Source organism: Sphingobium sp. (assembly GCF_032153725.1).
Lineage (GTDB): Bacteria > Pseudomonadota > Alphaproteobacteria > Sphingomonadales > Sphingomonadaceae > Sphingobium.
The window spans coordinates 1-22332 of record NZ_JALDYQ010000077.1 but is presented as its reverse complement, the minus strand read 5'-3'; the positions used below and the strand labels follow the sequence as shown (position 1 = coordinate 22332).

Here is a 22332-nt window from a genome sequence, read left to right as displayed (position 1 = left end):
AGCTTGCCCAACCCCTCGCCGTCAATCCCGGCATTGTTCGACGCGATGGTCAGGTCCTTGACGCCCGAATCCCGGATCGCGTCGATCAGACGTTCCGGAACGCCGCACAGGCCGAAGCCGCCCGCGCACAATTGCATCCCGTCAAAGAGAAGACCCTCCAACGCAGCCGCAGCATCAGGGTAGAGTTTGTTCACCATCACCTGCCTCCTCTTCCGAACTTGTTGAACGGAATAGGAGGAAGGCGAGAGCCGGTCAATTTGCTGCGGACGCGAAAATTCCGCCATGTGCTCCTGCGAAGGCAGGAGCCCAGTCCCGCCCTCACCTCATCAGCACAACATCGGGACTGGACCCCTGCCTTCGCAGGAGTACGGCAACCCTAGATCAGCCCGGCCAGCGGGCTCGACGGATCGGCATACATGCGCTTGCCCATGCGCCCGGCGCGATAGGCCATGCGCCCGGCCTCAACCCCCGCCTTCATCGCGGCGGCCATCAGCACCGGGTCCTTCGCCTCGGCAATCGCCGTGTTCATGAGAACCCCGGCACAACCCAATTCCATCGCCACGGCCGCTTCGGAAGCCGTGCCCACGCCCGCATCGACCAGCACCGGTAGCTTCGTGCCCTCGACGATCAGGCGGATCGTCACCTTGTTCTGGATGCCCAGGCCCGATCCGATCGGCGCGCCCAGCGGCATGATCGCGACCGCGCCCGCATCCTCCAGCCGCTTGGCCGCGATCGGATCGTCGACGCAATAGACCATCGGCTTGAAGCCTTCCTTGGCCAGCACCTCGGTCGCGCGCAGCGTCTCCACCATGTCGGGATAGAGCGTCCGCGCCTCCCCCAGCACCTCCAGCTTGACGAGGTCCCAGCCGCCCGCCTCGCGCGCCAGACGCAGCGTCCGGATCGCCTCCTCGCCGGTGAAGCAGCCCGCCGTATTGGGCAGGTAAGTGATCTTCTTCGGATCGATGAAATCCGTCAGCATCGGCGCCTTGGGGTCCGACACGTTGACGCGGCGGACGGCGACGGTGACGATCTCCGCCCCCGAAGCCGCGACCGCCGCCGCATTCTGCTCGAAATTCCTGTACTTGCCGGTGCCCACGATCAGCCGCGAGCGGAAAGTCCTGTCCGCCACCGTCCAGCTATCTTCGTCCACCGCCGACACATCGCCCCCGCCGACAAAATGCACGATTTCCAGTTCATCGCCATCCTCGACCAGCACATCCGCCAGGGTCGATCGCGGCACCACCTCCAGATTGCGCTCCACCGCCACCTTTTCCGGCACGAAGCCCAGCTCGCTCGCCAGTTCCGCCAGCGTCATGCCGCCCCGTACGCGGCGATGCTCACCGTTGATATGGATGGAGATGGTTCCGTCGACGCTCAATGCTCTGTCCTGTCAAACAAGGTGTCTCGACTTGGCGCGACACGAAGGGCTAAAGATCAGCGCGCATATAGGGGCGTCCATGCCCCGCCCGCAACCATAAGGGGATCGCCATGGCCGAAACGCGCAAAATCTATGTCCTGAACGGCCCCAATCTCAACATGCTGGGCACGCGCGAGCCGGAAATCTATGGTTACGACACGCTGGACGACATTGCCGAACGCATGGAGGATGCGGCGGGCCGCGCCCATGTCGAGATCGATTTCCGCCAGTCCAACCATGAAGGCCATCTGATCGACTGGTTGCAGGAGGCGCATTTCGAGGGCGCCCATGCCGTGCTGCTCAATCCCGGCGGCCTCACCCACACCTCCGTCGCGCTGCATGACGCGATCAAGGGCATCACCGTCCCGGTGATCGAAATCCACCTCTCCAACCCCCACAAGCGCGAGGAATTCCGCCACAAAAGCTATGTCGGCATGGCGGCCAGGGGAACCATCGCGGGCTTTGGCGCGATGTCCTACATGCTGGCGCTGGAAGCAGCGCTGGAACTGTAACTCATCGCTCAAAAGTTGCGCTTCGCCCGAAATGCGCATAGGCGCGACCGTCAGAACCGAAATTTCACCGTCCAGGGACAGACAATGAACGACAAGGAAAAGGGCGCTATGCAGGTGGACGTACAGCTGGTGCGCGATCTCGCCGCGCTGCTCGATGACACCAACCTGACGGAAATCGAAGTCGAGGACGGCGACCGCAAGATCCGCGTCGCGCGCAAGGTCAGCAACGGCGCGCCCGTCGCCTATGCCCCCGCGCCCCTCGCCGCCGCTCCGGTGGCCGTCGCTGCCCCGGCCGAAGCCGCCGCGCCCGCCGCTGCCACCAATGCCATCCGCTCGCCCATCGTCGGCACCGCCTATCTGTCGGCCGAGCCGGGCGCCACGCCCTTCGCCGCCGTCGGCTCGACCGTGAAGGCCGGCGACACCGTGCTGATCGTCGAAGCCATGAAGGTCATGAACGCCATCACCGCGCCCCATGCCGGCACGGTCAAGGCCGTTCTGGTCGATAACGGCCAGCCGGTCGAATATGACCAGCCGCTGATCGTCATCGAATAAGGCGCGCCCATGGCCATCGAAAAGCTGCTGATCGCGAACCGGGGCGAAATCGCGCTCCGCATCCACCGCGCCTGCCATGAAATGGGCATCAAGACGGTGGCGGTCCATTCGACCGCCGACGCCGACGCCATGCATGTGCGCCTTGCCGACGAAGCGATCTGCATCGGCCCGCCCGCGGCCAAGGACAGCTATCTCAACATCGCCGCGATCATTTCCGCCGCCGAAATCTCCGGCGCCGACGCGATCCATCCCGGCTATGGCTTCCTGTCGGAAAACGCCCAGTTCGCCGAAATCGTGGAGGCGCATAACCTCGCCTTCGTCGGCCCGAAGCCCGAACATATCCGCATCATGGGCGACAAGGTCGAGGCAAAGCGCACCGCAGGCGCGCTCGGCCTGCCGCTGGTTCCCGGCTCCGACGGCGCGCTCTCCAGCGTCGAGGAAGCGAAGGAAGTGGCCGCGAAGATCGGCTATCCCGTGCTCATCAAAGCGGCATCGGGCGGCGGCGGCCGCGGCATGAAGGTCGTGCCGTCCGAAGACCTGCTCGAAACCTCGATGAAGCAGGCAGGTAGCGAAGCCAAGGCGGCGTTCGGCGACGACACGGTCTATATGGAAAAATATCTGGGCAACCCCCGGCATATCGAATTCCAGGTGTTCGGTGACGGCAACGGCAACGCGATCCATCTGGGTGAGCGCGACTGCTCGCTCCAGCGCCGCCACCAGAAGGTGCTGGAGGAAGCCCCCTCCCCCGTCCTCTCCGCCGCCGAGCGCGACCGGATGGGCGAAGTGGTGCGCAAGGCGATGGCCGACATGGGCTATCGCGGCGCCGGCACGATCGAATTCCTGTGGGAAGACGGCGAATTCTACTTCATCGAGATGAACACCCGTTTGCAGGTGGAGCATCCGGTGACGGAGATGATCACCGGCCTCGACCTCGTCCGCGAACAGATCCGCGTGGCCGAAGGCAAGCCGCTCTCGGTCGAGCAGCAGGACCTGCGCTTCACCGGCCACGCGATCGAATGCCGCATCAATGCGGAGGACCCCAGGACCTTCGCGCCGTCGCCGGGCACCGTCACCAGCTATCACGTTCCGGGCGGCATGCACGTCCGCGTCGATAGCGGCCTCTATCAGGGCTACCGGGTGCCGCCCTATTATGACAGCATGATCGGCAAGCTGATCGTCTATGGCCGCACCCGCGAAGGCTGCATCATGCGCCTGAAGCGCGCGCTGGAGGAATATGTGATCGAGGGCATGAAGACCACGATCCCGCTCCACCAGAAACTGCTGACCGACCCCGATTTCCTCAACGGCGACTATACGATCAAGTGGCTGGAGGAATGGCTGGCGAAGGACGAGCCGGCGTGAAGGCGACCATCTGGCACAACCCCCGCTGCTCGAAATCGCGGGCCGCGCTGGCGATCCTCGAAGCCGCGCCGGGGGTTGAGGTCGAGGTGGTGGACTATCTCAAGACCCCGCCGAGCCGCACCGAAATCGAAACGGTGCTGGCGAAAGCGGGCGTCCGCCCTTCCGAAGCCGTTCGCAAGGGCGAGGGCGTGGTCAAGGAAATCGGCCTCGACATGAAGGACGACAAGGCCGTCCTCGATGCGATGGTGGAACACCCGATCCTGATCGAACGCGCCATCGTGATCACGGACAAGGGCGCGGTGATCGCCCGCCCGCCGGAGCGGGTGAGCGAAGTTCTTTAGCCCCCCCGCCTCCCTCGTCACCCCGGGCTTGACCCGGGGGTCCCGCTTCTTCTTGAAAAACTCGCCCCGATGGATCGCGAAATAAAAGGCGGCTGGCTCTACATCATGTCCAACCGCTACCGCGGCACGCTCTATATCGGCGTAACTTCGGACCTGGCCTCCCGCATCTACCAGCACCGCTCCGGCACCGGCTCCGACTTCTGTGCAAGATACGGCCTCAACCGCCTCGTCTGGGCCGAACGCGGAGAGGACATCGCGACCTGCATCGAACACGAAAAACGCCTCAAACGCTGGCGCCGGGAATGGAAATTCGACCTCATCGAGCTCGCCAACCCCGACTGGCAAGACTTGTCCGACTTGCTCACGTGATCGATAGCGGGACCCCGGATCAAGTCCGGGGTGACGAGGGAGGACTGTCGGGAAGGGGTGGGAAGTGGAAAGTCGGGTTCTAAGAATGATAAGCAGGCGACCGGACATTAGCTCGTGAGAGCGGCTAGCCATCCATTCTCTGTCAAATCAGGCTGGTCGCTTGAAAACGTTGGATCAAAGCCCTGCTGCCACGGGAAAATACCATCTCTGTCGGGCCACACGATCTGAAGACACGGAAACTCATTTCCACCGTAAAACCACTGGCTCCAACCAAGGTATTCCGGGTAGAAGCGCTTCGCCACGGGGAAGGAATAAGCCGGTAAATTAGCAAATGCTTTATCTGTCGCTTTGCCTTTAGGCAGCGCCTCTCCTGCCTTTGCTCCACGAAACAGACCCCAAAACACATCATGAACGATTTCTCGTTTCATGCCGAACATGATCAGTTCAGGCTGACCAGTGTTAACCCAAAACCCGCTAGTGAAGGAAAAACTCGGGCCTTCAGCATCGCCAAAGACTGCCGTGTCAAACCAGCCGTGCTCCCGAATCTTTTCCACGAAGTCGCGTTCGGACTCATCAAGCATCCCGGCAGGTGCATCTAGAGCGGTTCGCATGGTTGTCAGCTAACCCACCGGGCAATGTGTCCGCAATCGGGAAGAATGATCATGACAGGGAATTACCGAAGCTGGTCGAAACCCGCCATATCCTTTACCGTCACCCCGGACTTGATCCGGGGTCCCGCTACCTGCGACTAGGAGCGAAGGAGAAAAAGCGCGCCCCGAACGCAACGCCCCAAAACTTCCGCTGTCCTACACCCCCATCCCAGCGCTACACCACCCCCGCTCTTTGAACCGTCCAAACCCGCGCTTTCCCGCGCCTCTGTCGTGTCACCTATGTCACCCAAATCCAACAGCCCACAACCCCACTGGAGCCACCCCGCATAACCCGCTATCCCCTGCTCCCATGCCCCAGAATCATCTCTACCTCGTCGACGGCAGCGGTTATATCTTCCGCGCCTATCACCAGCTTCCGCCGCTCACCAACAAGCATGGCCAGCCCGTCGGCGCGGTCTATGGCTACACCACCATGCTCTGGAAGCTGGCCGATGAGTTAGGCAAAACCGAAGGCCCGACCCATCTCGCGGTGGTGCTGGACAAGGGCAGCCACACCTTCCGCAACGACATGTACGACCAGTATAAGGCGAACCGCCCGCCCGCGCCGGAAGACCTGGTCCCGCAATTCCCGATGATCCGCGACGCCACCCGCGCCTTTTCCCTCCCCTGCATCGAGGAAGCGGGTTTCGAGGCCGACGACATCATCGCCAGCTACACGAAAGCCGCCGTCGCGGCGGGCTGGCACGTCACCATCGTCAGCTCCGACAAGGACCTGATGCAGCTCATCCAGCCCGGCGTCGACATGTACGACACGATGAAGAATGAGCGGCGCGGACCCGAGCATGTCATGGCCAAGTTCGGCGTCCAGCCGGAGCAACTCGGCGACGTCCTCGCGCTGATGGGCGACAGCGTGGATAACGTCCCCGGCATCCCCGGCATCGGCCCCAAGACCGCCGCCAAGCTCATCACCGAATATGGCAATCTGGAAGCCGCGCTCGAAGCCGCGCCGTCGATGAAAAAATCGAAGATGCAGGAAAACCTCATCGCCCATGCGGACATGGCGCGCCTATCGCGCCGCCTGGTGGCGCTGCACGATGCAATGGACCTGCCCGAACCGCTGGACAACCTGACGCTCAAGGGCATCCCCCACGAACCGCTCCAGAACTTCCTGGAGCATCACGGCTTCAAGTCGCTGTTGACCCGCCTCGGCGCGCCCACCGCTGCCGTCGCCGTGGCAACCGCAGCCGCCGCCGTCAGCCAGGCCACGCCCCCCGCCGCCCCGGTCCATGAGGAAGAACCGCCGATCGACCGCAGCCTCTACGAGACGGTGGTGACGGAGGAAGCGCTGGACCGCTGGATCGCCGCCGCCCATGCGGAAGGGCTGGTCGCCGTCGACACCGAGACGGACATGCTCGACTGCGTATCCTGCGCGCTGGTGGGCGTCAGCCTCGCCGTCGGCCCCAATGCCGCCTGCTACATCCCGGTCGGCCATGGCGGCAAGGACATGTTCGCGGAGAAGCCGGAGCAGCTTCCCCTCGCCCTCGTCCTCGCGAAATTGAAGCCGTTGCTCGAAGACGACAGCGTCCTCAAAATCGGCCAGAACCTCAAATATGACCTGACCGTCCTCCGTCGCCACGGCATCGAAATCGCTCCCTATGACGACACCATCGTCATGAGCTTCGACCTCGACGCCGGGCAAAGCCTCGCCGGTCACGGCATGGACGAAGCGGCCAAGACCCACCTCAACCACATATGCATCAGCTTCAAGGATGTGTGCGGCACGGGCAAGAGCCAGATCAGCTTCGCCGAAGTCCCGCTCGACAAGGCGACCGAATATGCCGCGGAGGACGCGGACGTCACGCTGCGCCTGTGGAAACTGTTCAAGACCCGCATCGCCAATGAAGGCGCCAGCCGCGTCTACGAACTGGTCGACCGCCCGCTCGTCCCGGTCATCGCCCGAATGGAGCATGAAGGCATCAAGGTCGACCGCGAAGCCCTCTCCCGCCTCTCCGCCGAGTTCACCGCCGGCATCGCTGGGCTTGAAACCGAAATCCACACCCTCGCCGGCCAGCCCTTCGCCATCGGCTCGACCCAGCAACTCGGCGCGATCCTGTTCGACAAAATGGGTTATAAGGGCGGCAAGAAGGGCAAGTCCGGCGCCTATTCCACCGACGTCACCATCCTTGAACAGCTGAAGGCCCAGGGCGCGGAAATCGCGGGCAAGGTGCTGGACTGGCGCCAGCTTTCGAAGCTCAAATCCACCTATACCGACGCGCTTCAGGCCCAGATCAACAAGGATACGAGCCGCGTCCACACCAGCTACAGCCTGTCCGGCGCGCAGACCGGCCGCCTGTCCTCGACCGACCCCAATCTCCAGAACATCCCGATCCGCACCGAAGTCGGCCGCCAGATCCGCCACGCCTTCGTCGCGGAGCCGGGCAATGTCATCCTCGCGGCGGACTATAGCCAGATCGAACTGCGCCTTGCCGCCCATATGGCCGACGTCCCGGCACTGAAAGAGGCCTTCGCGAACGGCGAGGACATCCACGCCGCCACCGCGCAACAGCTTTTCGGAGAGGTCAACCGCGACACCCGCGGCCGGGCCAAGACGATCAACTTCGCGATCCTCTACGGCATTTCGCGCTGGGGCCTCGCCGGGCGTCTGGAGATCAGCGCCGACGAAGCGCAGGACATGATTTCCCGCTATTACGAGCGCTTCCCCGGCATCAGCCTCTACATCACCGACACCATCGAGAAGGCGCGGGAAAGAGGTTACACCGAAACCCTGTTCGGCCGCAAAACCTGGTTCCCGCGCATCAAGGCCTCGGTCCAGCACGAGCGCCAGGGCGCCGAACGCGCCGCCATCAACGCGCCGATTCAGGGCACCAGCGCCGACATCATCAAGCGCGCCATGGTCCGCATGGGACCGGCTCTGGCGGCGGAGGGGCTGAACAAGGTCAAGATGCTGCTGCAAGTGCATGACGAACTGGTCTTCGAACTGCCGCACGGCGATATAGAGCAGGCCAGCGCCGTCATCCGCCGCGTGATGGAAGGCGCCGCCGAACCGATCGTAAAGCTGAGCGTCCCGCTAGGGGTAGAGATCGGCCACGGCCCGAGTTGGGGCGCAGCGCACTAAATCTTCCTTAAACGTGCTCCTGCGAAGGCAGGAGCCCAGTTCAAACGCCAGGACTGTGCTCCTGCCTTCGCAGGAGCACAGTGCACTAAAAATCAACTCCGCGCATACCGATCCTCATAACGGACGATATCGTCCTCGCCCAGATACGTCCCCGTCTGCACCTCGATGAACACCACCGGAATCCGTCCCGGATTCTCCACCCGATGTTTCGCCCCGGCCGGCACATAAAGCGACTGGTTCTCCGTCAGCAACGTCACATCCTCGCCCACCGTCACTTTGGCCGTCCCCTCGACGACGATCCAATGTTCCGACCGATGGAAATGGCTCTGCAAACTCAGTGACTGCCCCGGCTGCACGGTGATCCGCTTCACCTGAAAGCGCTCCCCCGCCAGCAGCCCTTCGACCCAGCCCCAGGGACGGTGATCCTTGGGAAAACTCTCCGCCTGCGCGGCGCCCTTGAGCTTGAGCGCCTCCACCGCCAGCTTCACATCCTGCGATCGCGCCTTGTCCGCGATCAGCACCGCATCGTTCATCGCCACGGCGATGATATTCTCCAGCCCGATGCCGACCAGTTCCATGCCCTGGCTGTCCGACCGCAGCAGCGTATCGCGGCAATCGATCGCCGTCGCCCCGCCGCTCACCGTCACGCCCTCCGCATCCGGCCCGGCATGGCTCCACACCGCATCCCAGCCGCCAAGGTCCGACCAGCCCGAATCGAACGGCACCACCGACAGATTGTGGGCCCGCTCCATGATCGCATAATCGATGGAAATATCCTGCGCCTGCCCCCAGGGCTCCGCCGCCAGCCGCAGGAAGCCGAGGTCGCCCTCGGCCTGCTCCACCGCCGCGCCGACGGTCGGCAGCAATTCGGGCGCATGCCGCTCGAACGCCGCGATCAAATCCTTCGCCGCAAACAAGAAGATGCCCGCATTCCAGAGATGATCCCCTCTCGCCAGCATCTCCGCCGCGCGCTCCGCATCGGGTTTCTCGACAAAGCGCGCCAGCTTGATCGGTTCGCCCGAGCCATCCGGCTTTGCCACGACCTGCAAATAGCCATAGCCCGTTTCCGGCCGCGTCGGCTGGATGCCGAAGGTCACCAGATCACCCGCCCGCGCCGCGCCCAGCCCACGGCCGACCGCCGCCCGGAAAGCTTCGACATCCGGCACCACCTGATCCGAAGGCGCCACCAGCATCACCGCATCGGGATCATTCGCCGCCAGATGCAGCGCCGCCGCCAATATCGCGGGCGCCGTGTTGCGCACCGAAGGTTCGATCATGATTGCCTCCGCATCCGCGCCTTCCTCAGCCAGTTGCTCGGCCACGATGAAACGAAAAGCCGCGTTGGTCAGCACCACCGGCCGTCCAAAGGCAAAACCCTCACCCGCGCCCGAAAGCCGCTGCACCACCGAGCGGAACAAGGTCTGCTCCCCCAGCAGGGGCACGAACTGCTTGGGATAGGATTTGCGCGACAGCGGCCACAGTCGCGTCCCCGATCCCCCCGCCAAAATCACCGGCGTCACGCTAGCGCTCAATTTCGACATGCAACCTGCTTACAATGAAAGGCAAACCAGTCCCGATGGACCATGATTTCCCTCCATATCGCCATTCCGTGAAAGCGCCTACGACGCAGGTATAAAAAAAGCGGCCCATGATCGGGGCCGCTTTCCTTCAGTCGAACAGCTCTTCCAGAAAGCTCTTCTTTCGCTTCTTGGGGGTGTATCGCCCGTCGTCGTGATGGTCCCGATCCGGCCGATAGCCGGGCTGGGGTGCCGGGGCTGGCCCCGCCGACCGCTCGATGATCTTGTCCAGTTCACCCCGGTCCAGCCATACGCCCCGGCATTGCGGGCAATAGTCGATCTCGACCCCCTGCCGGTCCGTCATGGACAGGCCCACATGACAGACCGGGCAGAGCATCGCGGAAACCGCCGCCTGATCGCGCATCGGTTACTCCCGCTCGCCGGTCAGGCTGAGCAGCATCTGGAACAGGTTGACGAAGTTCAGATAAAGCGACAGCGCGCCCATGACCTGCATCTTCTGCGCCACCTCATGGCCGGCATAGGCGAAATATTCCGACTTGATGCGCTGCACGTCCCAGGCGGTGAGGCCGGTGAAGACCACCACGCCGATGATCGAGATCACCATCGCCATGGCCGACGAGCCGATGAAGATATTGATGAGGCTCGCGACCAATATGCCGATCAGGCCCATCACCAGGAACGACCCGAATTTCGACAGATCACGTCCGGTCGTATAGCCCCACAGCGCCATGGCGAGGAACATCACGGCGGCGGAGAAGAAAGCCTGCGCGATCGATCCGCCGGTGAAGACGAGGAAGATGCTGGCCAGCGATACGCCCATCACGCCCGAAAAAGCGTAGAAGGCCATGCGCGCGCCCGCCGTCGTCATCTTCTCGATGCGGAAGCTGAAGAAGAACACAAAGGCCAGCGGCGCGAAGATCGCCACCCATTTGAGCGGCGTGCCGAAAATCGCGGCGGCCAGCACCGGCGTATTGCCGATGAAAGCAGCGACCAGCCCGGTGATGACCAGACCGATGCCCATATTGCGGAAAACGCCCAGCATGTGCGCGCGCAGCCCGGCATCGGTCTGCGCCGTCTGGCTCGCACCATAGCCCGGCATAGGAACGCGATTGTTCACGGCGTTGTTACTCCATCCAAAAGTTACGGATCGAGTGGCCCGGCGCGGTCTTCGTGAGGCTTAAAGGGGGGACAAACGCTCACGAACCTGCACCGAGCACACTCGATGCGGTCCGACATCACGGCAAGGATCAAGTCACACCAATCCTTGCCGCCAGAGGGGCCCGGCCCGCACAAGCAATATCGGTCGTCCAACGCCCCAATGCAAGGGAAGTGCAGGGGACAGGGCGATCAGCAACAATTTGTTACAAATGCCAAGGCCAGTTGACGCCTCGATCCAACCGCCGCATGGCTGCGCCCATGAGCGACCAGTTCACCCCCGCCCAGCAGCATGCCGACGCGCCCTTGCGCCTGTTCAACAGCCTGACCCGCGCGGTCGAACCCTTCACGCCGATCGCCCCCGGTCATGCGCGCGTCTACAGCTGCGGCCCGACGGTCTATAATTACGCCCATCTCGGAAACCTGCGCGCCTATGTCTTCACCGACACGCTGCGCCGCACGCTGCTGTGGAAGGGCCTTGATGTCACCCATATCATCAACATCACCGATGTCGGCCACCTGACCAGCGACGCCGACGCAGGCGACGACAAGATGGAGGCCGCCGCCCGCGCGCAGGCAAGAAGCATCTGGGACATCGCGGCGCACTACACGCAGGCGTTCAAGCAGAATATCGCCGACCTCAACATCACCCCGCCCAGCGAATGGACGGTCGCCACGGACTATGTGCCGCAGATGATCGCCTTCGCGGAGAAGATCGCGCCGGCCCATTGCTACGAACTCGACACCGGCCTCTATTTCGACAGCAGCACCGTGCCCGACTATGGCGCGCTGGCGGGCGGCCGCGATGACGCGGCGCATGCCCGCATCGATCCCGTCGCGGGCAAGCGCAATCCGTCCGACTTCGCTATCTGGCGCAAATCCCCGCCCGGCGAGGAGCGCCAGATGGAATGGGACTCCCCCTGGGGCAAGGGCGCGCCGGGCTGGCACCTCGAATGTTCGGTGATGAGCGAGGCGCAGCTCGGCCATCCCTTCGATATCCACACCGGCGGCATCGACCATCGCGAGATCCATCACCCGAACGAGATTGCGCAAAATCAGGCATTCCACGCCTGCTGCGGTGAACCGGATGCCGCCACCGTGGGCTTCACCGGCGCGCAATGGTGGATGCACAATAATTTCCTCGTCGACCGTCAGGGCAAGATGAGCAAGTCGAAGGGCGGCTTCACCACCCTCTTCTCGCTGATCGACGCGGGCGTGCATCCGCTCGCCTATCGCCTGCTGTGCCTGGGCGCCCATTATCGCAGCGAACTGGAATTCGGCGCGGAGAGCGTCAGCGCCGCCCTGACCCGCCTGAAGCGCCTCGTCATGGGGGTGGAGAATCTCAAATCCCGTGCCGAGGGCGTGACGTGGCAGTCGCCGCGCCTGGAATATCTCCGCGCCAATCTCCACCCCAAGCTCGCGCCGCTGCTCGAACAGTTCGACGCCGCGATCAGCGACGACCTGATGACGCCGCGCGCCCTTCCGCTGCTGGAAGAGACGATCGGACTCAAGAAGGTGCCAGTGGACGAGAAGCTCTGCCTGCTTGCGGCGTTCGATCAGGCGCTGGGCCTTAACCTGCTGACGATCAGCCGCGCCGACCTGCGCGTCCAGCCGCAGGACGCGCAGATCACTCCGCAAGAGATCGAAGCCGAACTCGACCGCCGCCAGACCGCCCGCGCCGAAAAGGACTTCGCCCTGTCCGACGAAATCCGTGACGCCCTGATCGCGCGCGGGGTGGAGGTGATGGACGGCGACCCGCTCCGCTGGGACTGGCGCCTGGCGCTGGGCTGAAGGCTTGCCGCGCTCCGGCATGGACGGGAGCGCGGCAATTTTTGGCAGCGGGCCTTATCCTTTGCTCCGCTGGAAAACGCCCCTGATCTAAGGCAGGATGTGTGCGGGACAGGCCGGTCCGTTTGGACAGGTCGCCCCGATATGGGCAGATTCCGCACATGCTAAGATACGCAATCGCAGCGATCATCGCGCTTGGCGGCACCACGGCACTTCCGGTTGCCGCACCTGCTCAAACCTATATGTTCGAGACGGGCACCACCCTGCTCGCCAAATGCCGCAACAAGGCGCCCGAATATGCCCTTGCCTGCACGGCCTATATCGTCGGCGCGGTCGACGGCATCAAGAAGGACGTCTTCATCGGCCGCGCCCGGCCCAGTTGCTGGCCCGCGCAGCTCGACGCCAACAAGGTGCGCGACATCGTCATCGCCTATCTGACCCGTTACCCCGACCAGCGGAACGCGCCCGCTTCGGTCCTCGTCAGCGTCGCGCTCAACGAACATTATCCTTGTCAGAAATGACGGCAATCATGCCGGTCGGACCCTGCATCGGGCGAACCGCCCCACCGGCGCTATAAACTTGCGTTAGGTACTGGTTCCGCGTAGGTGCGGCCCCTATTTTATGGATTTTGGGAGACTCAAAGTGGCGGCGAAGTGGACGCCGGAAAGCTGGCGGGAGCATGAGGGCATTCAGATGCCCGTCTATCGGGATGCACAGGCGCTGGCCGCCGTGGAGGCACAGCTCAGCCAGTTTCCCCCGCTCGTCTTTGCCGGCGAAGCGCGCAACCTGAAGCACGATCTCGCCAAGGTCGCGGCCGGCGAAGCCTTTCTGCTGCAAGGCGGCGACTGCGCCGAAAGCTTCGCGGAGTTCCACCCGAACAATATCCGCGACACCTTCCGCGTGCTGCTGCAAATGGCGGTGGTGCTGACCTACGCGTCGAAGCTGCCGGTCGTGAAGGTCGGCCGCATGGCGGGCCAGTTCGCCAAGCCCCGTTCGGCCGATACCGAGACGATCGGCGGCGTGGAACTGCCCAGCTATCGCGGCGACAATGTCAACGACATCGCCTTCACGGCGCAGGCGCGCGAACCCGATGCCCAGCGCATGATCCGCGCCTATAACCAGTCGGCGGCGACGCTGAATCTGGTGCGCGCCTTCTCGACCGGCGGCTATGCCAGCCTGGATCGCGTGCATGGCTGGATGCTGGATTTCATGGGCCGCAGCCCCTGGGCCGCGAAGTTCGAGGCGATGGCGGACCAGATCGGCCAGGCGCTCGACTTCATGCGCGCCTGCGGCCTGTCGCCGGAAACCGTGCCCCAGCTTGGCGGAACCAGCTTCTACACCAGCCATGAGGCGCTCCTGCTCCCCTATGAGCAGGCGCTGACCCGGCAGGATTCGCTGACCGGCGACTGGTACGATACCTCCGCGCACATGCTCTGGATCGGCGACCGCACGCGGTTCGAAGGATCGGCCCATGTCGAATATCTGCGCGGCATCGGCAATCCGATCGGCATGAAATGCGGCCCTTCGCTGGAGCCGGACGCGCTGATCCGCCTGCTCGACATATTGAACCCCACGCGCGAGGCGGGCCGGATCACGCTGATCACCCGCTATGGCCATGACAGGATCGAGGCGGGCCTGCCCAAGCTGGTCCGCGCGGTGCTGCGCGAAGGCCATCCGGTGGTCTGGTCCTGCGACCCGATGCACGGCAATGTCGTCAAGGCGGCCAATGGCTACAAGACCCGTCCGTTCGAGCGCATCCTGGCCGAAGTGCGCGGCTTCTTCGCGGTCCATCGCGCGGAAGGCAGCTTCGGCGGCGGCATCCATGCCGAAATGACCGGCCAGAATGTGACGGAGTGCACCGGCGGCGCCATCGCCATTACCGACGATGGGTTGGCGGACCGCTACCACACCCATTGCGACCCGCGCCTCAACGCGGCGCAGAGCCTGGAACTCGCTTTCCTGCTCGCGGAAATGCTGAACGAGGAATTGAAGGAACGGCGCGCCGCCGCCTGAAATAGCGCACAGCGTGTTCCTGCAAAGGCAGGAACCCAGTTCAGACGTTTGGACTGGGCTCCTGCATGCGCAGGAGCACGAAAGCGCTTTGGTTACCGAGCAATCAGCAGAAATCTTGGTTCACTCACGATTGTTGAGCGCAATATTCCGCCGCCCTCGGCCTAAACCCTCGACCTGTTCAACGGGACAAGGGACCCATAATGACCGCAGCACCGGCCGTCGAAACCCGCAGCTTCCGCGATCTGCGCGCCTTTGCGGCAAGCGCGACGATTCCCGCCGAAACCCATGGCGACCCCTATCTCGCCAGCCGCGCGGCGCTCGACCTGCCTGCGGGTCCCGTCTCGATCCACCTCGTCGTGCTCCCCCAGGGCCGGGGCCGCGTCGAAGCCCTGCCGGACGATGAGTTCCTCATCCTCCTCGACGGCGCGCTCACCCTCGAAGGCGCCGAGGGCACCACCCAGCTCGCCGCCAACCAGAGCGCGGTCAGCGTCAAGGGCACCGGCTTCACCTGGTCCTCGCGCGACGGCGCGCGCCTCATCGCCATGCGCCGCATCGGCAGCCCGGACGCGGCCCCCGCCATCATCCCGATCGACGAAAGCGCCGCGCTCGAACCTTCGGGCGCGCCGCTGGCCGAACTGCTGGTCGGCCCGACGCCCAGCTGCCGCAACTTCACCGACTATCGCTCGACCGACACCGAATTCGTCTGCGGCACATGGGATTCGACGCCCTATCACCGCCTTTCCATGGCCTATCGCCATTATGAACTGATGCACCTGCTGGATGGCAGCGTCACCTTCGTCGATGGCGCAGGCCGGACAGGCACGTTCGGCAAGGGCGACATCTTCCTGGTCGAACAGGGCGCGCATTGCAGCTGGGATAGCCGCGAGCATGTGAAGAAAGTCTACGCCATCTATCGTCCCGCCTGACGGGCATCCCCCGACGGACCGCGCCAGTCCCGATCCCCTTCCTCGCGCGGTCCGTCACACGGACGTAACATTGCCATGATTGGGCGCTTGCTTTCGCAGGGGCACAAGATAGCCTCCGCGCATGGCAAAGGAACCACAAGTGGCGACCATCGCCGTTTACAGCCTGAAAGGCGGGGTGGGCAAAACCACCTTCGCGATCAACCTCGCCTGGGCGTCGGCCAGCGTCTCGAAGCGCCGCACCCTGCTGTGGGATCTTGATCCCCAGGCGGCGGCGAGCTGGCTGATCTCCACCGATGGCGAAAGCCGGGATGCCGCGCAGGCCATCTTCAGCAAGGATGTCGAAATCCGCAAGCTGATCCAGCCTTCGACCGTGCCGGGCCTTGACCTGATCGCCGCCGACACTTCGCTGCGCAGCCTCGACCATCTGTTCCGCGAGATGGACAAGAAGAAACGCCTCGCCCGGCTGATCGAAAGCCTGGGCAAGGATTATGACCGCATCATCCTCGATTGCCCGCCCGGCCTTACCGAAACCAGCGAGCAGGTACTGCGCGCGGCGAACATGATCGTGATTCCGGTCATTCCTTCCCCGCTCGCCCAGCGCGCCATGGGCGAGGTTGCCCGCTATCTGGTCCAGCGCGGCGGCAACCACCCGCCGATCATGCCCGTCTATTCGATGGTGGATCGCCGCCGCGCCCTGCATCGCACGGCGCTGGAGGGACAGCCCGGCTGGGCGGCCATCCCCATGGCCAGCGCCGTCGAGCAGATGGCGGTGCGCCGCAAGCCACTCGGCGCCTTCGCGGCCTCCTCGCCACCGGCTCAGGCCTTTGCCGGGCTATGGACGACGATCGAGCGTCAGGTGCAGCGTTAGGACGAATCGGAGCATATTCTATGCCCGGGCGCGCAGCTGATCCGCCGGAAACAGCGCCGCCGCCTCCGATGCGGGCATGGGCCGTCCGAAATAGAAGCCCTGCACCTTGCGGCATCCCAGCCGCCGCACCATCGCCAGCTCCGCTTCGGTTTCGACCCCCTCGGCAGTGGTCGCCATGCCCAGACTCTCCGCCAGCGTCACCACGGCGCGGATGATAGCTAGGCTTTCCGCCTTGTTGTTCGACGCGCCGACCACGAAGCTGCGGTCGATCTTGATCGTATCGAACCGCGTGCGGCTCAGATAACCGAGCGAGGAATAGCCCGTCCCGAAGTCGTCAAGCGACAGCTGAACGCCAAGGCCACGCAGCTGGTCCAAAATCCTGAGAGCGCCAGTCGCCGCATTCACGAACACGCTTTCAGTGACTTCCAGCTCCAGCCGCCGCGGGTCCAGCCCGCTCTGCGCCAGCGCCGACACGACCGCGCCGACGAAGCTGGGATGCGCCAGTTGTTCGGCCGAGACATTGACCGCGATCCGTACCGGATCGGGCCAACGTGCCGCCTCCAGACAGGCGGTTCGCAGCACCCATTCGCCGATCGGCCCGATCAGTCGCGCCTCTTCCGCCACGGGAACGAATTTGGCCGGCGAAATCGGCCCCATTTCCGGATGGGTCCAGCGCACCAGCGCCTCGAACCCGACCACTCCGCCCGATTCGGCTTCCACCACCGGCTGGAACAGCACATGAAGCTGATTCTTCTCCAATGCGTCGCGCAGCGCCAGCTCCAGTTGGCGCCGTTCCTCCGCCTGTGCGTGAAGCTGTGGCTCATAGGCGCAATGCACCCCGCCACCGTCGCTTTTCGCGCGATAAAGGGCAAGGTCGGCGCTGCGGATCAGCGCTTCGGGCTCGCTGCCATCCTGCGGACACAATGCCGAGCCCACCGAAGCACCGACATAAAGCGTATGTTCGTCCACCTGATAAGGGGAGGAAAGGCCGCTGATGATCGTGGCCGCCAGCCTGTCGATGGCGCGATTTTCCCGCATCTGGGGGATGACGATGGCGAATTCGTCACCGCCGATGCGCCCGCAAAATTCGTTGCCCGAACAGATGTGGCGCAAACGCCGGGCCACCTGGGTCAGCAGCTTGTCACCGATCTGATGGCCCAGCGTGTCGTTGACCGCCTTGAACCGGTCGAGGTCTATCATCAGGAAAGCGCAGCCGGACACCCGCGCGCCGCTGCCCATTGCTCCGCTGCCCAGAGCCCCACTGCCCAGAGCCTTATCCAGCACATCGCGCAGATGCGCGCGGTTGGGCAGGCTCGTCAGCGGGTCGAAACGCGCGAGCTGCGCGATCCGGTCGGCGGATTCCCGCTGCTTGGTGATATCCGATCCGACGCCCAGAAAGCCAAGGAACGCGCCCGCCTCATCATAACGCGGCGACGCGGACAGTTCCCACCATTGCACGCCACCCGCCAGTTCCATCGGCAGGACGATATTGCTGAAACTCTCCCGCCGCTTCAGATGATCGGCCAGATCATGCAGTTCCGTCGGAAACAGCCCGCTTTCCCAGGCGCTGCCTGCCAGCAGCTGCACCAGCAGCACACCTTCCACCTCAGCCGACGCGCGGCCCAGCATTTCGGCAAGGCGCGGCGACACACCGCTCAACCGGCGCGCGGGATCGGTCTGCCACAGCCAGTCCGACGCGCCATGTTCATATTCGCGCAGCAGCAGGCTGACGACTTCGCTCTTCTCCTCCAGCTGCGCGCTGGCGCTATGCTGGCGGGCGAAGGTCCGCGCATAGATGCAACATCCCACCAGCAGCGACAGCGCATAGCTGGTGGCCAGCGCCAGCAACGGCACCTGATTGCGCGTATCGAACATGGCGGACAGTCCGACGATGCAGGGCAGCAGAAATCCGGTCGCGGCCAGCGGCGTCGCGGCATAGCTGATCGCGCCGCAGACCATGATGCAACTGATCAGCGTCCAGTGGGCCACCAGCTGCGCCGCGCCATGGCCCGCAGGCAGCCACATCATGCACGCTGTCCAGATCAGCCCCTGAAGGAGGCCGGTAAGACCCTGAACCCGCAGGTCGGCCGTGCTGACCGCCACGGCATTCCGCCGCCGCCACCCCTGAAAGGCACTGGCCGCCATGGAAATGACAAGCGCAATGCTCCACAGCATCAGTCGCGGCGCCGTGCCATGATGCCCGAAAACCTGCCATAGGAAGATAAGGCCAAAGACGTTCATCGCCTGCCGCAGCAGCGCGACCTGATCGGCCGATCGCAATTGCGCCGCCCGGACCCGTTCGGCCCCATCGCCCGCCACGGCGACAAGGCCCATCATGGCCCGAAGCGATATCCGCTCCTGAGATGCCTGTTCAGATGATGGCCCTTGCCCGCGTTTCACTCCACCGGATTATCAGCAACCGGTTATCAATCCGTAACGCTGGAGGCGAAAGGCAGCAGAAAAAGCGCGCCCTGGAGTCATTCGGGTTCAGATTGAACCGGAATGACCCTAATTATTCTTTGTTATCCGTGATGTTCGAGCCTCCAGATGATGCCATCTGGCTCGAAATGACTTCAGCGAAAGGATCAGGCTGCGATGTCGTAAGGGCGGATTTCCCCGGTGAGGTATAGATTGCGCGCCTTGGACCGGCTCAATTTGCCCGAACTGGTGCGCGGCAGGGTGCGCGGCGGCACCAGTTCCACGACGCAGTTCATGCCGGTGATCGCCCGCACCCGCTCGCGAATCTGGTCGCGCAGCCGCGTGCGCTCGTCATTGTCGGAGGTGCGGCAATGCACCAGCACGGCGGGCGCTTCCTCGCCGCCCGGCGTGGTGATCGCGAAGGCGGCAATGTCGCCCTGCTTGAAGCCGGGAAGCTGCTCCACCGCCCATTCAATATCCTGCGGCCAGTGATTCTTGCCGTTGATGATGATCATGTCCTTGGCGCGGCCAACAATGTAGAGATAGCCGTCGCTCAGATATCCCATGTCGCCAGTGTCGAGCCAGCCGTCCGCCATGCAGGCGTCGGTCGCCTCCTGATCGCGGAAATAGCCGACCATCAGGCTCGGGCCCGTGGTCCACACCTTGCCGATCTGACGCTCGTTCAGCCTGGCCCCATCCTCGTCGCGGATTTCAACGATCATGTCGCGCGCGGGCTTGCCGCAATTGACGATCGAGCGGAAGCGCTGCGGGCGGCCCTCGGTCGCATCGCCGCCCGACAGGTCGGTTTCCTCGACCAGTTCGACGATGATGCCCTCGCCCGGCGGCATGATGGTGACGGCCAGCGTCGCTTCGGCCAGACCATAGCTCGGCAGGAAGGCTCTGGGGCTGAACCCTGCGTCGCCAAAGGCATCGACGAAGCTCTGCATGACGTCGGGGCGGATCATGTCCGCGCCATTGCCCGCGAGCCGCCAGCGCGACAGGTCGAACCGATCGGCCGCCTTGGTCTGGCTCGACATGCGGCGCGCGCAGATATCATAGCCGAAGGTCGGCGAATAGCTGATCGACGTGCCTTCGTTGCGGCTGATCAGGTCCAGCCATGCCAGCGGACGGCGGGCGAAGTCCTCGGTCTTCATATAATCGGTCGACACCTGGTTGGCGACGACCGACAGGAAACAGCCGACCAGCCCCATGTCATGATACCAGGGCAGCCAGCTGATGCAGCGGTCGCTGTCCTGTACCTGCATGCCATGGCTGTGCGCGGCGAGGTTGCTGAGCAGCGCATGATGCGTCACCGCGACGCCATGGGGGAAGCGGGTCGATCCGCTCGAATATTGCAGATAGGCGATTTCCTCGCCCCTGGCCCGCGGCAGTTCAGCGGGGATCACGTCCCGCGCGATGAAATCCTCGAAAGCGATGCTCTCGACATTTTTCTGACGGCCGGACTCGCCCGCCATCTCCTCCAGTTCCCTGGGGAAGAGGAACAGCATCGGGTCGCAGCTGTCCAGCTGAACGTTCAGCTGGTCGATATAGCTTTCCTTGCCGCCGAAGCTGGTCGGCAGCGGCAGCGGCACCGGCCAGGCGCCCGCATAAATGATGCCGAAGAACAGCATCGCGAAATCCACGCCCGTCTCCGCCACCAGAGCCACGCGATCCTCCGGCTTCACCCCATGGGCAATCAGCCGGTGAGCGCAGGCCAGGGCATCCTCCCGCAGCTCGCTGAACGGATAGGGCCGCGCCAGATTCCCGCGCGCATCATGGAAATTCAGGCCACGCCGCCCGGCCGCAGCATAGTCCAGCGCTTCGCCCAGCGTCTCGAAATCCGAGAAGCGGCGGGGCAGATCGTCGGTGGTCGGCGTTGGTGCCATCATGCTTTGCGAACCCGTCATATTGGTGTCACCCAATGTCATAAATGTCATAATCCGGCGCGCCGCTAACAGCTTTCGCGCGACTTTGCACCGGATAGTTACTGTCCAGCGTCGGCTTTTACTCCCAAAGGGGCGGTAAAATTCCGGCCCGACTGTGGCATAATCAAGGCGCCAAAGGCATAAGCGCCGCATGAAGCATCGCCATGGCCGATAAACGCAGCCCTCCCCCGCTCGATGAAGAGGCCCTGCGCGAGCTTGCGCTGCGCTATGTCGGCCGTTTCGCGACCAGCCGCGCCAAGCTGCTCGCCTATCTCGGTCGCAAGATCAAGGAACGCGGCTGGGGCGGCGAAGACCCCGCCGATCCGCAAGCGCTGGTCGATCGCCTGAGCGAGTTGCGCTATGTCGACGACGCCAGCTACGCGGTGATGAAAAGCGCATCGCTCAGCCGCCGGGGCTATGGCCCCCGCCGCGTCGCCGAAAGCCTGCGCGCCGACGGCATCACCGAAGCCGATCGCGAGGAAGCCGACAGCCAGACCGCGTCCGAAAGCTGGCAAGCCGCCGACCGCTTCGCCCGGCGCAAGCGCATCGGCCCCTATGCGCAGCAGCGCCCCGATCCGAAACAGCGCGAAAAATGGATCGCCGCCTTTTTGCGGGCGGGGCACAGCTATGCGACGGCTCGCCGCTGGACCGATGCCGCGCCGGGAGAGATGCCGGAAGCGGAGGAATGAGCCTGCCCCACAATGATAACGTGCTCCTGCGAAGGCAGGAGCACGCTGTTTTCAAACCGTGAAGCTGTGATATCCCAACCCCATGAATCCCTTCCCTCTGTTCATCCTTGCCCTTCTCACAGCCTGCTCCCAAAGCGCGCCCAAGGCCGAAAACACCTCCGCCCCCATCACCGCCCAAACCGCGCCGCTCCTCCCTCTCACCATCCGCACCGCCAAGGGCAACCACCGCTTCACCGTCGAAATCGCCCTCACGGAAAAGCAACAGGAACAGGGCCTCATGTTCCGCAAGTCGCTCGCCCCCGACTCCGGCATGCTCTTCCCCATGTCCCCGCCCCGCACGGCCAGCTTCTGGATGAAGAACACGCTGATCCCGCTCGACATGCTGTTCATCCACACCGACGGCAGCATCGCCTTTCTGAAGGCCAGCGCGGCCCCCTATTCCCGCGAGCCGATCTCCGCCGGCGTCCCGGTCGCCGCCGTGCTGGAACTGCGCGGCGGCCGCGCGGCCGAACTCGGCATCAGGGAAGGCGACCGCGTCCACTGGGGCGATTGCAGCGCACCTTCCCGGCCAAACCCCCTCAATTTCTGTCCCGCGCCATAGAAGCGCCTTGCCAAGCGCCAGCCCCAGCGGCTAAGCGCTTCGCCCATGGGAATCCTTGGCAAGATATTCACCTGGTGGGATGGCGCGACCATCGGCACCTCGCTCTACACC

Annotated in this window: 21 protein-coding genes; 13 read left to right on the top strand and 8 right to left on the bottom strand. The window is 64.0% G+C overall.

The window, feature by feature from the left end; translation table 11 throughout:
- Together RUH75_RS19680 and thiS are read right to left on the bottom strand one after the other, a co-directional pair.
- Positions 1–197: CoA-transferase (locus RUH75_RS19680; protein WP_313808883.1), on the bottom strand; the 197-nt coding region annotated here is incomplete at its 3' end.
- Between the two features lie 179 nt (positions 198–376).
- Complete coding sequence (gene thiS, locus RUH75_RS19675; protein WP_313808882.1) at positions 377–1378, bottom strand: sulfur carrier protein ThiS; 1002 nt, start codon at positions 1376–1378, stop codon at positions 377–379.
- Positions 1379–1488: 110 nt separating this feature from the next.
- Here thiS and aroQ point away from each other — a divergent pair, with 110 nt between their 5' ends.
- From aroQ to RUH75_RS19650, 5 genes are all read left to right on the top strand, one after another.
- Positions 1489–1929: a type II 3-dehydroquinate dehydratase gene (aroQ, locus tag RUH75_RS19670; RefSeq protein ID WP_313808881.1), complete on the top strand. Its 441-nt coding sequence runs from the start codon at positions 1489–1491 to the stop codon at positions 1927–1929.
- Positions 1930–2013: 84 nt separating this feature from the next.
- Entirely contained in the window at positions 2014–2481 is a 468-nt protein-coding gene (gene accB / locus RUH75_RS19665) for an acetyl-CoA carboxylase biotin carboxyl carrier protein (protein WP_313808880.1), read from the top strand.
- Positions 2482–2490: 9 nt separating this feature from the next.
- Entirely contained in the window at positions 2491–3843 is a 1353-nt protein-coding gene (gene accC / locus RUH75_RS19660) for an acetyl-CoA carboxylase biotin carboxylase subunit (RefSeq protein WP_313808879.1), read from the top strand.
- Positions 3840–4184: an arsenate reductase (glutaredoxin) gene (arsC, locus tag RUH75_RS19655; protein ID WP_313808878.1), complete on the top strand. Its 345-nt coding sequence runs from the start codon at positions 3840–3842 to the stop codon at positions 4182–4184. Before accC ends, arsC begins: the two co-directional genes overlap by 4 nt.
- A 69-nt stretch (positions 4185–4253) precedes the next feature.
- Entirely contained in the window at positions 4254–4553 is a 300-nt protein-coding gene (locus RUH75_RS19650) for a GIY-YIG nuclease family protein (RefSeq protein ID WP_313808877.1), read from the top strand.
- Between the two features lie 107 nt (positions 4554–4660).
- Here the strand turns inward: RUH75_RS19650 and RUH75_RS19645 are convergent, their stop codons facing one another.
- Positions 4661–5164, bottom strand: a complete 504-nt coding sequence (locus tag RUH75_RS19645) for a DUF4262 domain-containing protein (protein WP_313808876.1) — start codon at positions 5162–5164, stop codon at positions 4661–4663.
- A 349-nt stretch (positions 5165–5513) separates the two neighbouring features.
- Between RUH75_RS19645 and polA the strand changes: the two genes are divergently transcribed.
- Complete coding sequence (polA, locus tag RUH75_RS19640) at positions 5514–8300, top strand: DNA polymerase I (RefSeq protein ID WP_313808875.1); 2787 nt, start codon at positions 5514–5516, stop codon at positions 8298–8300.
- 92 nt (positions 8301–8392) lie between these two features.
- On the opposite strand, the gene RUH75_RS19635 is transcribed toward polA, so the two are convergent.
- The 3 genes from RUH75_RS19635 to RUH75_RS19625 form a co-directional block, all read right to left on the bottom strand.
- Positions 8393–9841, bottom strand: a complete 1449-nt coding sequence (locus RUH75_RS19635; RefSeq protein WP_313808874.1) for a mannose-1-phosphate guanylyltransferase/mannose-6-phosphate isomerase — start codon at positions 9839–9841, stop codon at positions 8393–8395.
- A gap of 127 nt (positions 9842–9968) precedes the next feature.
- A complete protein-coding gene (locus RUH75_RS19630) occupies positions 9969–10241 on the bottom strand; it encodes a zf-TFIIB domain-containing protein (RefSeq protein WP_313808873.1) in 273 nt (90 codons plus the stop codon).
- A gap of 3 nt (positions 10242–10244) precedes the next feature.
- A complete protein-coding gene (locus tag RUH75_RS19625; protein WP_313808885.1) occupies positions 10245–10937 on the bottom strand; it encodes a Bax inhibitor-1/YccA family protein in 693 nt (230 codons plus the stop codon).
- 317 nt (positions 10938–11254) lie between these two features.
- Here RUH75_RS19625 and cysS point away from each other — a divergent pair, with 317 nt between their 5' ends.
- From cysS to RUH75_RS19600, 5 genes are all read left to right on the top strand, one after another.
- Positions 11255–12784 carry a cysteine--tRNA ligase gene (cysS, locus tag RUH75_RS19620; protein WP_313808872.1) on the top strand — a complete coding sequence of 510 codons (1530 nt, stop codon included), beginning with the start codon at positions 11255–11257 and terminating at the stop codon, positions 12782–12784.
- A 158-nt stretch (positions 12785–12942) separates the two neighbouring features.
- The gene (locus tag RUH75_RS19615; RefSeq protein WP_409592404.1) at positions 12943–13302 is read left to right on the top strand and encodes a Rap1a/Tai family immunity protein; all 360 of its coding nucleotides are present in this window, start codon (positions 12943–12945) and stop codon (positions 13300–13302) included.
- A 121-nt stretch (positions 13303–13423) separates the two neighbouring features.
- The gene (locus tag RUH75_RS19610; RefSeq protein WP_313808871.1) at positions 13424–14794 is read left to right on the top strand and encodes a class II 3-deoxy-7-phosphoheptulonate synthase; all 1371 of its coding nucleotides are present in this window, start codon (positions 13424–13426) and stop codon (positions 14792–14794) included.
- A 200-nt stretch (positions 14795–14994) separates the two neighbouring features.
- On the top strand, positions 14995–15720 hold the full coding sequence (locus RUH75_RS19605) for a cupin domain-containing protein (protein WP_313808870.1): 726 nt from the start codon (positions 14995–14997) through the stop codon (positions 15718–15720).
- Between the two features lie 121 nt (positions 15721–15841).
- Positions 15842–16588, top strand: coding sequence for a ParA family protein (locus tag RUH75_RS19600; protein ID WP_313808869.1), 747 nt, complete (start codon positions 15842–15844; stop codon positions 16586–16588).
- 18 nt (positions 16589–16606) lie between these two features.
- On the opposite strand, the gene RUH75_RS19595 is transcribed toward RUH75_RS19600, so the two are convergent.
- Both RUH75_RS19595 and RUH75_RS19590 read right to left on the bottom strand, forming a co-directional pair.
- Positions 16607–18925 carry a putative bifunctional diguanylate cyclase/phosphodiesterase gene (locus tag RUH75_RS19595; RefSeq protein WP_313808868.1) on the bottom strand — a complete coding sequence of 773 codons (2319 nt, stop codon included), beginning with the start codon at positions 18923–18925 and terminating at the stop codon, positions 16607–16609.
- Positions 18926–19173: 248 nt separating this feature from the next.
- Positions 19174–20934, bottom strand: coding sequence for a fatty acyl-AMP ligase (locus RUH75_RS19590; protein ID WP_313808867.1), 1761 nt, complete (start codon positions 20932–20934; stop codon positions 19174–19176).
- A gap of 161 nt (positions 20935–21095) precedes the next feature.
- Here RUH75_RS19590 and RUH75_RS19585 point away from each other — a divergent pair, with 161 nt between their 5' ends.
- Positions 21096–21620, top strand: coding sequence for a RecX family transcriptional regulator (locus tag RUH75_RS19585; RefSeq protein WP_313808866.1), 525 nt, complete (start codon positions 21096–21098; stop codon positions 21618–21620).
- An 82-nt stretch (positions 21621–21702) separates the two neighbouring features.
- A complete protein-coding gene (locus RUH75_RS19580; protein WP_313808865.1) occupies positions 21703–22221 on the top strand; it encodes a DUF192 domain-containing protein in 519 nt (172 codons plus the stop codon).
- Positions 22222–22332 lie beyond the last annotated feature (111 nt).